This window comes from Propionivibrio sp. (assembly GCF_041441355.1).
Taxonomy (GTDB): domain Bacteria; phylum Pseudomonadota; class Gammaproteobacteria; order Burkholderiales; family Rhodocyclaceae; genus Propionivibrio.
This window is the reverse complement of the sequence record NZ_JASDTF010000019.1, coordinates 382,301-395,642: the sequence shown is the minus strand read 5'-3', so window position 1 is coordinate 395,642 and position 13,342 is coordinate 382,301. Positions and strand designations below refer to the sequence as shown.

The 13,342-nt window shown below is 64.8% G+C and carries 15 protein-coding genes; 10 read left to right on the top strand and 5 right to left on the bottom strand.

Annotation, left to right across the window (positions count from 1 at the left end; genetic code table 11):
* Positions 1 to 14 precede the first annotated feature (14 nt).
* From QMB55_RS08355 to QMB55_RS08345, 3 genes are read left to right on the top strand one after another with little or no spacing between them, the layout of a single operon-like run.
* On the top strand, positions 15 to 530 hold the full coding sequence (locus QMB55_RS08355; protein WP_497588229.1) for a glutathione peroxidase: 516 nt from the start codon (positions 15 to 17) through the stop codon (positions 528 to 530).
* A gap of 26 nt (positions 531 to 556) precedes the next feature.
* Entirely contained in the window at positions 557 to 973 is a 417-nt protein-coding gene (locus QMB55_RS08350) for an FKBP-type peptidyl-prolyl cis-trans isomerase (RefSeq protein ID WP_497588228.1), read from the top strand.
* A gap of 39 nt (positions 974 to 1,012) precedes the next feature.
* Positions 1,013 to 2,761, top strand: a complete 1,749-nt coding sequence (locus QMB55_RS08345; RefSeq protein WP_497588227.1) for a SulP family inorganic anion transporter — start codon at positions 1,013 to 1,015, stop codon at positions 2,759 to 2,761.
* Here QMB55_RS08345 and thpR read toward each other — a convergent pair.
* A complete protein-coding gene (gene thpR / locus QMB55_RS08340) occupies positions 2,722 to 3,303 on the bottom strand; it encodes an RNA 2',3'-cyclic phosphodiesterase (protein ID WP_497588226.1) in 582 nt (193 codons plus the stop codon). The two genes, QMB55_RS08345 and thpR, sit on opposite strands and share 40 nt — an antisense overlap.
* A gap of 380 nt (positions 3,304 to 3,683) precedes the next feature.
* On the opposite strand from thpR, the gene QMB55_RS08335 reads away from it, so the two are divergent.
* From QMB55_RS08335 to ettA, 3 genes are all read left to right on the top strand, one after another.
* Entirely contained in the window at positions 3,684 to 3,953 is a 270-nt protein-coding gene (locus QMB55_RS08335; protein ID WP_497588225.1) for a biotin/lipoyl-containing protein, read from the top strand.
* Between the two features lie 86 nt (positions 3,954 to 4,039).
* Positions 4,040 to 4,576, top strand: coding sequence for a glycine cleavage system transcriptional repressor (locus QMB55_RS08330; protein ID WP_497588224.1), 537 nt, complete (start codon positions 4,040 to 4,042; stop codon positions 4,574 to 4,576).
* A gap of 96 nt (positions 4,577 to 4,672) precedes the next feature.
* Positions 4,673 to 6,337 (top strand): energy-dependent translational throttle protein EttA, encoded by a 1,665-nt coding sequence (ettA, locus tag QMB55_RS08325; protein WP_497588223.1) that lies wholly within the window; start codon positions 4,673 to 4,675, stop codon positions 6,335 to 6,337.
* A gap of 227 nt (positions 6,338 to 6,564) precedes the next feature.
* Here ettA and QMB55_RS08320 read toward each other — a convergent pair whose 3' ends face one another.
* Entirely contained in the window at positions 6,565 to 6,849 is a 285-nt protein-coding gene (locus tag QMB55_RS08320) for a hypothetical protein (RefSeq protein WP_497588222.1), read from the bottom strand.
* 223 nt (positions 6,850 to 7,072) lie between these two features.
* Here QMB55_RS08320 and QMB55_RS08315 point away from each other — a divergent pair, with 223 nt between their 5' ends.
* The gene (locus tag QMB55_RS08315; protein ID WP_497588221.1) at positions 7,073 to 8,971 is read left to right on the top strand and encodes a peptidase U32 family protein; all 1,899 of its coding nucleotides are present in this window, start codon (positions 7,073 to 7,075) and stop codon (positions 8,969 to 8,971) included.
* Positions 8,972 to 9,085: 114 nt separating this feature from the next.
* Positions 9,086 to 9,784, top strand: a complete 699-nt coding sequence (locus QMB55_RS08310; protein ID WP_497588220.1) for a DUF3334 family protein — start codon at positions 9,086 to 9,088, stop codon at positions 9,782 to 9,784.
* A gap of 9 nt (positions 9,785 to 9,793) precedes the next feature.
* Here the strand turns inward: QMB55_RS08310 and QMB55_RS08305 are convergent, their stop codons facing one another.
* Positions 9,794 to 11,182, bottom strand: coding sequence for an ATP-binding protein (locus QMB55_RS08305; protein WP_497588219.1), 1,389 nt, complete (start codon positions 11,180 to 11,182; stop codon positions 9,794 to 9,796).
* Positions 11,182 to 11,844 carry a response regulator gene (locus QMB55_RS08300; protein ID WP_497588218.1) on the bottom strand — a complete coding sequence of 221 codons (663 nt, stop codon included), beginning with the start codon at positions 11,842 to 11,844 and terminating at the stop codon, positions 11,182 to 11,184. The genes QMB55_RS08305 and QMB55_RS08300 overlap by 1 nt, the downstream gene beginning before the upstream one ends.
* A gap of 215 nt (positions 11,845 to 12,059) precedes the next feature.
* Here QMB55_RS08300 and QMB55_RS08295 point away from each other — a divergent pair, with 215 nt between their 5' ends.
* Entirely contained in the window at positions 12,060 to 12,326 is a 267-nt protein-coding gene (locus QMB55_RS08295; protein ID WP_497588217.1) for a PepSY domain-containing protein, read from the top strand.
* 60 nt (positions 12,327 to 12,386) lie between these two features.
* Positions 12,387 to 13,019: a cytochrome b/b6 domain-containing protein gene (locus QMB55_RS08290; protein ID WP_497588216.1), complete on the top strand. Its 633-nt coding sequence runs from the start codon at positions 12,387 to 12,389 to the stop codon at positions 13,017 to 13,019.
* A 1-nt stretch (position 13,020) separates the two neighbouring features.
* Here QMB55_RS08290 and QMB55_RS08285 read toward each other — a convergent pair whose 3' ends face one another.
* Entirely contained in the window at positions 13,021 to 13,224 is a 204-nt protein-coding gene (locus tag QMB55_RS08285; RefSeq protein ID WP_497588215.1) for a SlyX family protein, read from the bottom strand.
* Between the last annotated feature and the right edge of the window lie 118 nt (positions 13,225 to 13,342).

The window sequence follows — 13,342 nt, the reverse complement described above, 5'->3', positions numbered from 1 at the left end:
TCCGGAGAACGGCCATGCCCACCGCTTCCCACCCCCTCGCCTCCTTCTCGGCCGAGCGGCTGGGAGGCGGCAGCGTCGCCCTCGCCGACTACGCCGGTCAGGTCTTGCTGATCGTCAACACCGCCAGCCGCTGCGGCTTCACCCCGCAATACGCCGGCCTGGAAGCCCTGGAGCGGCGCTACAAGGCGCGTGGATTCTGCGTCCTGGGCTTCCCCTGCAATCAGTTCGGCGGCCAGGAGCCGGGCACGGCAGAGGAAATCGCCCGTTTCTGCGAACTCGACTACGGCGTCAGCTTCCCGCTCTTCGCCAAGGTCGAGGTCAATGGCGAGAACGCACACCCGCTGTTTGTCCACCTCAAGACCGCTGCGCCCGGCGTTTTAGGCAGCACGGCGATCAAGTGGAACTTCACCAAGTTCCTCGTCGCCCGCGACGGCCGGGTGGTGCGCCGCTACGCGCCCAACGACGCGCCGGAAAAACTGATCGACGACATCGAAACCCTGCTTGAGGAACGGTACACTGTCGAACCTTGAGTTTTATTCGTCCCGTCTGGAAGACCATGCGCCTCAACACCCTCACCCTCGCCACCCTCGCCGTGCTCGTCGCCGGTACCGCCAACGCCCAAAACACCGCAAAAGCCGAGCGCACCACCGCCTCGGGCATCGCCATCACCACCTTGCAAGCCGGTAAAGGCGAGCAACCGAAGGCCAGCGACACGGTCAAGGTGCACTACCGCGGCACCCTCGTCGACGGCAAGGAATTCGACAGCTCCTACAAGCGCGGCCAGCCGACGAGCTTCCCCCTGCAGCGCGTGATCCCCTGCTGGACCGAAGGCGTGCAGACCATGAAGGTCGGCGAGAAGGCGCGCCTCGTCTGTCCGTCCAAGCTCGCCTATGGCAGCCGCGGCATTCCCGGCACGATCCCGCCCGACGCGACGCTGGTCTTTGAAGTCGAACTGCTCGAGATCCTGCGCTAAAGCGGCGCCCCCGGAATCCCGGATCACCCACATCGCCTCATGAGCTTCTGGCAGCGTCACCTCCCTGCCTGGATCGCGCATTACCCGCGCGACCGGCTGGCGACGGACCTCGTCGCCGGGCTCGTCGTCGGCATCCTGGTCATCCCGCAAAGCCTCGCCTACGCCCTGCTCGCCGGCCTGCCACCGCAGGCCGGGCTGTACGCCGGCATCTTCCCGGTCCTCATCTATGCCTGGATCGGCAGCAGCATGACCCAGGCCGTCGGCCCGGTCGCCATCACGGCGATCATGACCTTCTCGGTCCTCAGCCCGCTGGCCGCCCCCGCCAGCCCGCACTACCTCGAACTGGCGGCTTGGCTGGCGCTTCTTTCCGGCCTCATGGTGCTGGCCTTTGGCCTGCTGCGCCTGGGTTTCCTTGCCCAACTGCTCAGTCGCCCGGTGGTCAGCGGCTTCATCTCGGGCTCGGCCGTCCTGATCGTCCTGAGCCAGATCAAACCGCTGCTTGGCCTGACGGGCAGCGGACGCCTGGGCACCCTGCGCGACCTGCTGAATTTATCCCTGACTCAGGTCAATCCGCTCACGCTACTGATCGCCGCGCTGTCGCTCCTCATCCTCCTCTTCTCCCGGCGCAGCTTGCCCAGGCTGCTGGTCCGCGCCGGCTTTTCGGACACCACCGCCGGATTCGTCGGCCGCTTCGTCCCGCTCGTCGTCATCGCCGTCGCCACCTTCGCCGTCGTGCGCCTCGACCTCGACCTCAAGCACGGCGTGGCCGTCGTCGGCCACGTGGAACAGAGTGCCGCCGCGTTTGCGCTGCAACTCCCTTCGGCCGGAACCTTCAAGGAACTGCTCGTCCCCGCGGCCCTGCTCGCCCTGATCGGCATGGTGCAGAACATCTCGATGGCGCAGGCCCTGGCCGTCAAGCGCCGCGAACGCATCGACGCCAACCGCGAACTGATCGGTCTGGGCAGCGCCAACCTGGTCGCCACCTTCTCCGGCGGCATGCCCGTCGGCGGCGGCGTCTCGCGCTCGGCGATCAACGTCGCCGCCGGCGCGCAAAGTCCGCTGGCGAGCATCGTCTCGGCCCTGATCCTGCTGTCCATCGTCCTGGCCGGGACCGACTGGCTGGCCCGCCTTCCGCTCGCGGTGCTGGCGGCCAACATCATGGTCGCCGCCCTGGCCATGATCGACGTCAAGACCTTGCGCCAGGCTTGGGCCTACGACCGCGCCGACGCCCTGGCCCTGCTCGGCACCGCCCTCGGCGTCATGATTCTGGGGCTGGAAGCGGGCATCACGCTGGGCATCGGCCTTTCGCTCGCCACCCTGGTACTGCGCGCCAGCACGCCGCACATCGCCGTCATCGGCCGCATCCCGGGCAGCGAGCACTTCCGCAACGTCGAGCGCCACGGCGTCGAAACGATCCCCGGCGCCCTCTTCCTGCGCATCGACGAGAGCCTCTTTTTCGGCAACCTTGCCGCCGTCGAGAGCCGGCTCTTCGCGGAACTCGAGCACGCCCCAGCCACCCGCGACGTCGTGCTCATCATGAGCGCCGTCAACCGCGTCGACACCACGGCGGCGGAGACGCTGCACGACCTCAACCGCGAACTTTCCGATCGCGGCATCCGCCTGCACCTGGCCGAAGTCAAAGGGCCGGTCCAGGATCGGCTCGTCCAAGCCCCGCTCTGGCGCGACCTCTCGGGCGAAGTCTTCCTCTCGGTCAACCAGGCCTTCGAGCGCCTCGCCGGGGAACGGGCTCAGCCCGACGCCACCGAATTGCCGCCGCCGAAGGCGTAGCGCATACGCACCCGATGCTCGGCGCCCGCGGCGAGCAGCCTGGATTCGACCAAGGCCAAGCCCCCCACCGGCCATACCGGTAGCCCCTGCGGACAAACGTCCGCCAGCAACGCTTCGCACGACACTTCCGTCGCCCGGTCGACCGCAGCAACCCGGCGCACCAAGGTGACATGAGGGGTCATCCCGACGTGACATCTGCCGGGTTCCGACAGCCTCTGGCGCAAACCCTCGGCAAGGCGCAGCAAGGCCTCCGGCGGCATCTGGCACCCGGCCCAAAGCAAACGGTTGTGCCGCCAGCACGCCAGCCGATCCAGGCGAAGTTCGAAACCACCGGCCAGCGCCGGGTCGTTCGCGATCTCAGCGCAGGCACATTCGACGGCAGACAGCGTCTCGGGCGCCACTTCGCCGAGAAAGGCCAGGGTCAGGTGCAGGGTTTCAGGCTGCGTCGCGCGCCCCTCGAAATGCGCAACGGCCGCCACGCTCAGACGTTCGAGCGCCTGAACGACAGGTGGTGGCGGCAGCAAGGCAATGAAAAGACGCACTCCGGCTCCTCGATGATCAAGCGCTTAGCCCAAACGCTGAGCCGAGTATCCAGACAAGCGAAGCGAACGGCAAGCCGAGGCCTGCGCCAGCAACTTGCACGAAAAGCGAATTCAGGATAAAAAAAACCCGCAGCAGTCGGCTGCGGGTTTAAAAGTCCCATCATTGCGATGGGCCAGGGAGGGCCATACATTGATCAGCGGGGGAACGCTGAAGCAACGAACCCATTCTAGGCAGCCCTGAATCCGTCGTCTGTTGTTGCTTTGCAGTGCTTGCGTAACAATCTGTAAGCACCCGAATTCCCGCTGTCACAACGGTGACCCACGCAAGGATAATGTCCGCACCGCCTCCCGCGCGACCACCTCCGCCGCCGCCCTGCTTCATGTCCTCGATCGTCGAAATCCGTCTGCCCAAATACCCCGAATGCTGGGAATCCTGCGGCAACTGTGGCAGCGGCGCAGTCAGCGTGGACGATGTCCTGGTGCTCCCCGGCCAGCGCGTCGAACGCGACGACACCCTGATCGTCCTCGAAACCGGCAAGGTCGCTCTGGACATTCCTTCGCCCTACAGCGGCACCGTCGTCGAACTCTTCGTCGCCCCTGGCGATCTGGTCGCCGAACGCCAGCTCGTGCTGACCTTGAGCACCGACTAAGCACCGACCGAGTCCCCCTTGGTGCCGATGGAAGCGCTAGAATCGAAGCCATCCGCAAAATCACGCAACGTCAGGAAGGCCTCACCATGACCCAAGCCCGAACCTCGGTCGTCCTCACCGTCATCGGCGACGACCGCCCCGGCCTCGTCGAGCAGCTCGCCAGCGCCATCAGCGCCCACGAAGGCAGTTGGTGCGAATCGTCGATGTCGCACCTGGCCGGGAAGTTCGCCGGGATCGTCTGCGTCGACCTTCCTGAAGCCCGGCTCGACGCCCTCAATGCCGCGCTGTCCACGCTGCCCGGGTTGCGCGTTCGGGCGGAAGCCTCGTCGCCTCCAAGTGCATGCGCCGCAACGCGCCGCCTCAAGCTTTCACTGGTCGGGCACGACCGCATCGGCATCGTGCGCGAAGTCACCCAGGTTCTCGCCCGGCACGCGGTCAACGTCGAGGAACTGGTCACGCGCACGGCCAGCGCCCCGATGTCGGCCACCTCGATGTTCCACGCCAGCGCCGAACTCACCGCCGACGCCAGTCTCGACGCCCGCGCCCTGATCGCCGACCTCGAGCGTTTGTCGAACGACCTGATGGTCGACATCGCGCTCGACGAAGCGCTGCGCCCGCGTTAATCCTTCCATCAAACCGCCCGAGGCTCGCGCAAGCAGCGATGCCTCGGGTACACTTGCGTCTTTGTCCCCCACCATCCCGCATCCGTTTTCAGAGCTATGGCCCAATACGTCATGTCGATGCTCCGCGTGAGCAAAATCGTCCCCCCGAAACGCCAGATCATCAAGGACATCTCCTTGTCCTTCTTCCCGGGCGCCAAGATCGGTCTGCTGGGCCTCAACGGCTCGGGCAAGTCGACCGTGCTGCGCATCATGGCCAACGTCGACAAGGAATACGAAGGCGAGGTGCAGCACCTCGCCGGCATCCGCATCGGCTACTTGCCGCAGGAACCTGAACTCAATCCCGAAATGAGCGTGCGCCAGGAAGTTGAGTCGGGCATGGGCGAAGTGATGGAAGCCCAGAGCAAGCTCGAAGCCGTCTACGCCGCCTACGCCGAACCGGACGCCGATTTCGACAAGCTGGCCGAGGAACAAGCCCGCTTGGAGGCGATCATCGCCACTGCCGGCTCCGACCTCGAGAACCAGATGGAAATCGCCGCCGACGCGCTGCGCCTGCCGCCCTGGGACGCCCCGATCAAGCACCTCTCGGGCGGTGAGAAGCGCCGCGTCGCGCTGTGCAAACTGCTCCTGTCCAAGCCCGACATGCTGCTGCTCGACGAACCGACCAACCACCTCGATGCCGAGTCGGTCGAGTGGCTCGAGCAGTTCCTGTGCCGCTTCCCGGGCACCGTGGTGGCCGTCACCCACGACCGCTACTTCCTCGACAACGCCGCCGAATGGATCCTCGAACTGGACCGCGGCCACGGCATCCCGTGGAAGGGCAACTACTCTTCGTGGCTGGAGCAGAAGGAAGAGCGCCTCGAGCAGGAGCAAAAGCAAGTCGACGCGCACATGAAGTCAATGAAGCAGGAGCTCGAATGGGTGCGCAGCAACCCCAAGGCGCGCCAGGCCAAGAGCAAGGCGCGCCTGGCCCGCTACGAGGAAATGGCAAGCTACGAGTACCAGAAACGCAATGAAACGCAGGAAATTTTCATCCCCGTCGCCGAGCGACTGGGCGACAAGGTCATCGAGTTCAACAATGTATCCAAGGGCTTTGGCGACCGCCTGTTGATCGACAACCTGTCGTTCACCATCCCGGCCGGCGCCATCGTCGGCATCATCGGCCCCAACGGCGCCGGTAAATCGACGCTGTTCCGCATGATCACCGGCCAGGAGCAGCCCGACAGCGGCGAAGTCGTCGTCGGCCCGACGGTCAAGATGGCCTACGTCGATCAGAGCCGCGCTGACCTCTCGGCCGAAAAGACCGTTTTCGACGAGCTTGCCGAAGGCCGCGACATCCTGCAGATCGGCAAGTTCGAGATGCCCAGCCGCGCTTACATCGGCCGCTTCAACTTCAAGGGCGGCGACCAGCAGAAGGTCGTCGGCAAACTCTCGGGCGGCGAACGCGGCCGCCTGCATCTGGCCAAGACGCTGATGACCGGTGGCAACGTGCTGCTCCTCGACGAACCGTCGAACGACCTCGACGTCGAGACGCTGCGCGCGCTCGAAGACGCCCTGCTCGAATTCGCCGGCAGCGCGCTGATCATCAGCCACGACCGCTGGTTCCTCGATCGCATCTGCACCCACATCCTGGCCTGCGAAGGCGAGTCCCAGTGGAGCTTCTTTACCGGCAACTATCAGGAGTACGAGGAAGACAAGCGCAAACGTCTGGGTGAGGAAGGCGCCAAGCCCAAGCGCATCCGCTACAAGCCGATCAGTCGCTAATCTGCGGGACTGGGAAGCCAAAGGCTTCCCAGCACCTGGCGGCGAAACTCAGTTTTCAGAGTCTCAGCGTCTGTTTCCGCCGCAGAAAAAACAACGGCCCGCGAAGGCGGGCCGTTTTCATTTCATCGGATGAAAGAAGGAGCGTTCTTGCGTGCGGTGACGCTGCCAGCCCCCCAGCACAGGTCCTGCAGGCGCGCCCTCAGGACGGGCGCGCAGAGTATCGGGGTTTAGTGGCTGGCGCGGAGGCTGGCCGAGAAGGCGGCTTCCATGCTGGCGGGGAACTGGAAGGCTTCGAAGGCGCGGTGAATCTCGGCTTCGTTGCCGCCGGCGCTCTGGTCTTCGAAGCGGATGCCGAGCGGACGACCGTTCGAGGCCAGGGTGGCGAAGGCAAAGCGCCAACGCTGGGCTTCGGCGAGACGTTCGCGCAGTTCGCGCTCGTTGCTGATGGCGACGCCAGCTTGTTTTAGGGAATCCAGGAACTCGTCAAAGGATTCGTTGCTCAGACTGCCCATGTTCGACTCCGTTTGGTGCGGTTGGTGGTTCAACATGAGCCTAATAACGCGGAGGCGTTTCTGCCGGTTGACACTTTTTTTCGAAAAAACCGCAAAAAAAGTGCAAACCCCTCCCACAGAAAAACTCGCCTTTACGATCAATAGGTTACAATCCGCCCCGACTGCAACAAATCACCTTTCTGGCTTTTATCGCCCCTTTGTTCCGCCGCCAACGCCCTTTCGCATGACCGATTCCCGTCCCCGCATCGAACTCCTCGCTCCGGCCAAGAACGCCGATTTCGGCATCGCCGCCATCGACCACGGTGCCGACGCCGTCTATATCGGAGGCCCCTCGTTCGGTGCTCGCGCCAACGCCGGCAACAGTCTTACCGACATCGCCCGCCTCGCCGATCACGCCCACCGTTTCAACGCCCGGGTGCTGGTCGCGCTCAACACCTTGCTCAAGGACGAGGAGCTCGAAACCGCCCGCCGGCTGGCCTGGCAATGCTACGAGGCGGGTGCCGACGCACTGATCCTGCAGGACATGGGCCTGCTCGAACTCGAGCTGCCGCCAATCCAGCTGCACGCCAGCACCCAGACCGACATCCGCACCCCGGAGAAGGCGCGCTTCCTCCAGGACGTCGGATTTTCCCAGATTGTCCTGGCGCGCGAACTCTCGCTGGCGCAGATTCGCGATATCGCCGCGCAGACCACGATCCCGCTCGAGTTCTTCGTACATGGCGCGCTGTGCGTGAGCTACAGCGGCTTGTGCAACCTCAGCCACGCCACCACCGGGCGCAGCGCCAACCGCGGCGACTGCTCGCAGGCCTGCCGCCTGCCCTACACCCTGAGCGACGCACAGGGCGGCGTGATCGCCGAGAACAAGCACCTCCTGTCGCTCAAGGACAACGACCAGAGCGACAATCTACGCGCGCTGATCGAGGCCGGCATCCGCTCATTCAAGATCGAGGGCCGCCTGAAGGACCTGTCCTACGTCAAGAACATCACCGCGTACTACCGCCAGCGCCTCGACGCCGAGCTGGAGACGCTGGCGGGCTTTCGCCGCGCGTCCTCCGGACGCACCACGCACCACTTCGTCCCGCAGCCGGAAAAGACTTTCAACCGCGGTGCCACCGACTATTTCGTCAACACCCGGCACGTGGACGTCGGCGCTTTCGACTCGCCCAAATTCACCGGCGAACCAATCGGCACGGTCCTGCGTCTGGGGCGCGACTTTGCCGACGTCGACACCCGCAACACACTGAACAACGGCGACGGCATCGCCTACTACGACGCACACGGCGAGCTCGTTGGCCTGCGCATCAACCGTGTCGAGAAACAGGGCGCGGGCTACCGTCTTTATCCGGCCTTGAGCGGCGGCCGCCTGCCCGACGATCTGGCCGTCGGTACGGCGCTCTACCGTAACCGCGACCAGGAGTTCGAACGCCAGCTGGAAAAAACCTCGGCCGAACGGCGCATCCCGCTCCGTCTGCGCTTGTACGAGACCACAAGCGGCTACGCCCTGAGCGCGACGGACGACGAAGGCATCGTCGCGCAGGCCGAAATCGAACACCCGCTGGACGCCGCCCGCGATGCCGCACGCGCCGAAGCAACGCTGCGCGAAGGCCTGGGCAAGCTCGGCACCACGATCTACTGCGCCGAATCGATCGAAATCGACACCCGCGGGCCGCGCTTCCTGCCTGCGGCGGTACTCAACGGCTTGCGCCGGGCGCTCGTCGATGCCCTCGAGACCGCACGCCGTGCGGCCTACCGCCGGCCTGCGCGCGCCGTCCCGCTTGCGCCGCCGCCCCCCTACCCGCAAGAGACGCTCGATTACCTCGGCAACGTTTTCAATGCCCGGGCGCGCGCCTTCTACGAGAAGCACGGTGTACGCGTCATCGCCCCAGCTTTCGAATGCCAGCAGGAACGCGGCGAAGTCTCGCTGATGATCACCAAGCACTGCCTGCGCTACAGTTTCAACCTCTGCCCCAAGCAGGTCAAAGGCCTCCGCCCCGACCCACTGGTGCTGATCAACGGCAAGGAAAAGCTGACCCTGCGTTTCGACTGCAAGCCCTGCGAGATGCACGTGGTCGGTAAACTCGGTAAGCGGGCCCTTCAGCTCAAGGCTGTGCCGGGGCGCTGACGCGGCGGGACCGCTCACGCGGTTTGCTCCGCCCCCCTTCCCGTGTCTATGGTGGAAAGAGCGCAAAGCCCCCGCAACGTTTCAATTCAGACGCAATCCATAAGGACGATACTCATGAGCACCCGGAAAAAAAACGTTGTTTACGGCACCGAGCACCTCCTTTCGGGGCTCTGCGACTCGGTCAGCAAAGTGCTCACGCTCGCCACGCACAGCGAAATCCGCTATTCCGGCATGGTGCAGAAAATCGGCAAGACCTGCCTCAAACCCGACCTGGGGTGTTTCGTCCTTTTCGACGGCGGATTTTCGGGGCTGGTGATCATCAACTTCACCGCCCCGGCGGCGATGGAGCTATATGCCCGCTACATGCTCAACATGGGCATGGATAAAGCGAGCCTCGCCAGCACCTTCACCGCCGATGAAGTCGGCAACACGATGGGCGAACTGATGAACCAGATCGTCGGCGACTTCACCGGCAAGATCGAACGCGAACTGGAAACCCACGTCACCCAGAGCCAGCCCAAGATGCTGGCCCTCAACCGCCAGGTGGTGCTCAGCGTCGACGCCAATCTCGATAAGCCCGAGGCCCGCCGCGTCACCTTCTACACTGGCGGACACAACCTTTTTTACCTCGAACTGGCGATCGACCGGACCGAATTCATCCCTTTGCGCGACTTCGAACCCCAAGGAGCGCACGACCCCGAGGCCCTCTTCGCCCAAGCCTCGGCCGCACCCACTGCAAATCCGTCCCATACGACCAAACCCGCCCACCCGGCGAGCGAACACGACGACCTGCTCAAGTCGCTGGGCATGTAACCCCGGTTCTCAGCGGCCCTCCGACGGCCAGCGGAGGGCCGCCTCGAAGCCCCCTTCTGGGCGATTGATCAGGCGCAGCGTGGCGCCATGCAGTTCGGCGATGCGTTCGACGATCGCCAGCCCCAAGCCGCTGCCCGACAAGGGCTGTACCGTCGGGCTGCGGTAGAAGCGTTCGCGCAGGCGCGTCAGTTCGTTGTCGGCAACGCCGGGGCCGTCGTCGGAAACGCCGAGGAGCAAGGCGTCGCCTTCGGGGTCGCGACGCACGAAAAGCGCCACCGCCGCACCGTCGGCATAACGCACGGCGTTATCCACGAGATTGCGCAAGGCCACCCGCAGCAGGTCGGTGTCGCCCGGAATGCTGTCACTGCCGCTGATTTCGAGGCGCAGCTCGGCCTGCGGATAATGGTCGCGCAGTTCGACGAAAACCCCTTCAAGCAACGTCACAAAATCCACCGTTTCCGTCTGCGGCAAACGTGCCAATGGATCGAGGCGCGCCAGTCGCAGCAACTGCTCGACGAGACGCGTCGCACGATCCAGGCCGGCGATGACATTGCTCAACGCCCGTTCCCGCGCCTCGCTTTCCGGAGCCATGCGCGCCACCTGCGCCTGTACGCGGATCGCCGCCAGGGGCGTGCGAAGCTCGTGCGCGGCGTCGGCGGTAAACCGCCGCTCGTTGTCGCGCGCGGCGGCCAGACGCGCCAGCAGCCGGTCGATCGCCTCGGCCAACGGCAGCGCTTCGCGCGGCACTTTGGACGAAGCCACCGGCGCCAGGTTGTCGAAAGTCCGCGTCGACACTTCGGAGGCCATCGACTCGAGTGGTTGAAGGCCGCGCCGCACGGCGACAAAAATGAACAGCAGCAGCGCCGGGAAGGCGACGAACAGTGGCTGCACCGTCTTGGCGGCAATCTCGAATGCTTCCTTGTCGCGACGCGCGACCGAGGCGAATACCTCGACGCGTGCGCCCTCCGGCGCCTCGAAAAGGGTCAGTCGGCGCCACGCCCCGCCCGGAAGAACAAGGTCGGCGAACCCCGCCGCCCCGTTCGCCGCGGTTGCCGGCGCCCCCGCGCTCTGTGCATGCACCTGGCCGTCGCCCCGGATCAAGCGAACTTCGAGCGGCACCTTGATCGGTGCTTTGGCGCGCCCGCGCTCAAGCTGGGCGACGAACGCGGAAAAATCGGCGCCCGTCTGCGCTTGGCGCGCAGAAAGTAGGGCCAACTGCGCGACGGTCAGCATCTGGCCGTCCATCAGTTCCTGGATTTCATGCTTGGCGCGCCGATAGCTCGCGCTCACCGCGAGCGCCAGAGTCAGCAGGGCCGCCGCCGAAACCAGGGCCAAGAGGCGCCAGCGCAAGGACGGCCGGCGTTTCGCCAGCCCGTCCGGAGCTTCGATCCCGCCCATCAGACGTCTCCCGAGAGACGATAGCCCATGCCACGCACCGTCTGGATGGTCTCGCGCCCGAATTTCCGGCGCAGGTGATGCACATACACCTCGACGATGTTGCTGCCCGCTTCCTCGCCCCAGGCGTAGAGGCTCTCTTCGAGCTGGGCGCGCGAGCGGATCTGCTGCTTGTGCCGCATCAGGTCTTCGAGCAGCGCGTATTCGCGCGCCGACAGGGCGACCGGCTGCGCGTCGTACCAGACCTGCCGGCTCGCCGGCTCGAGTTCGAGTTTGCCGTGCTTAAGGCGCGGACGTGACTCGCCGGCGGCGCGCCGCACGAGCGCGCGCAAACGCGCCAGCAACTCGTCGAGGTCAAAGGGTTTGGTCAGGTAATCATCGGCACCGCAATCGAGGCCGGCGATTTTGTCCTCGCGGCTGTCACGCGCGGTCAGGATCAGCATCGGCACGCGCAAACCGCGCTCGCGTACGCTTTGCAACACGCTCAGGCCGTCACGTCCCGGCAAACCGAGATCGAGAATGCAGGCGTCGTAATCGTGGTCGAACAGGGCGCGCAACGCGCTCTCGCCCTCGCGCACCCAATCGACCGCATGGCCGCACAGTTTAAGCCCAGCACTCACACCGTCGCCGATCAGCACATCGTCCTCGACCAGCAAAATCCGCATCGCTCCTCTCCTCGCCGGTTAGACGCGCCGGCGCCCTGGATCATCGCACGAAACCTCGGCCACCGGCATCGGCAGCACCGATCCGGAAAGTGAAGTTCAGGTTTTAAGTCTGGTTTAAGGCGGCTTTCGTTTAATTCGGCCCGTGCCCCGCGGCTTCCGAACGTCCCGGACACGACCAATGATCTGCTGACCTTCACCTGCGAAAGGAAATACCGATGAATAAATTGCTCACCGTCCTGCTGGCCAGCCTGGCCGCCCTGGCCTCCGCTTCGGCTTTCGCCGGCCCGACCTGCACCGTGCCGCAGGAAAAATGGATGAAGGAATCCGATTTCCGCGCGCGCATGGAGGCTCAGGGCTACCAGATCAAGACCTTCAAAGTCAGCAAGGGCAAGTGCTACGAAATCTACGGTTTCGACAAGGCGGGCAAGAAGGTCGAAATCTACTTCAACCCCGAGACGGCCGCCGTTCTCGAATCCAAGTAATCGCCGCAGGGCGCGCCGCGCCCTCTTTCAGCCCCCACCATTTCTTCCACGAGGACGTCGATGCAAGCGCCTTCAGAAGTCGTCCGTGTTGCGGTCTGGGACCGTTTTGTCCGCCTTTTTCATTGGTCGCTGGTCGGCTGCGTACTGGTCAACGCTTTCCTGCTCGACGACGGCGAGACGCTGCATCGCTGGCTGGGGTACACGGCCAGCGCACTCGTTCTGGCGCGCATCGTATGGGGATTCGTCGGCAGCCGGCACGCACGTTTCGACGATTTCTTCCCGACGCCAACTCGCCTCAAGCGGCATGTGCTCGACCTGCTGAAAGGACAACATACGTTCCAGCCCGGGCACAATCCGGTCGGTGCCCTGATGATCTTCGTTCTCTGTGCGCTGGTGCTGGGCCTGGGCCTGACCGGTTTTCTGCAGACGAGCGACGCCTTCTGGGGCGAAGAATGGCTGCAGGAACTGCACGAGACGCTGGCCGACGCGCTGATCGCCTGCGCCACCCTGCACGCGCTGGCGGCCCTCGTCATGGGGCGGATCGAACGCACCCAGCTGATCAAGGCAATGGTCACCGGGATCAAGGAGCACCACCCGGAAGCCCCCGCGCGTGCGGCGGAAAACACGGCCGCGACGACAAAACCGACCAAGCCGTCCAATCCCTCCAAGCCCAGCCGGCAGACAGCCCCGTAACTCAGTAGTGCGGCGGAATCTCGTCGCGCAGGCTGCGCGGCTCGGCCGCCCCGCCCGCGCTTTGGAGCTGGGCATAGAGCAGGCGCAACTGCGCCTGCATCAGCTCAAGCTGGCGCTGCTGTTCAAAGACCAGGCGATTGAGCTCGTCGACCGTGTCTTCGGTCAGGCTCAACTTGATTTCGAGTTCGGTCAAACGATCTTCCATCGGCTTTTCCATCGAGTGTCCTTTTCACCACCGCTGCATGCGGACGGCGTATGCCTTGGATAGCCCGGAGGCCCCGTGGCGCACTATAATCGGCCAGGCTTCGAAACAAGGATAGCGT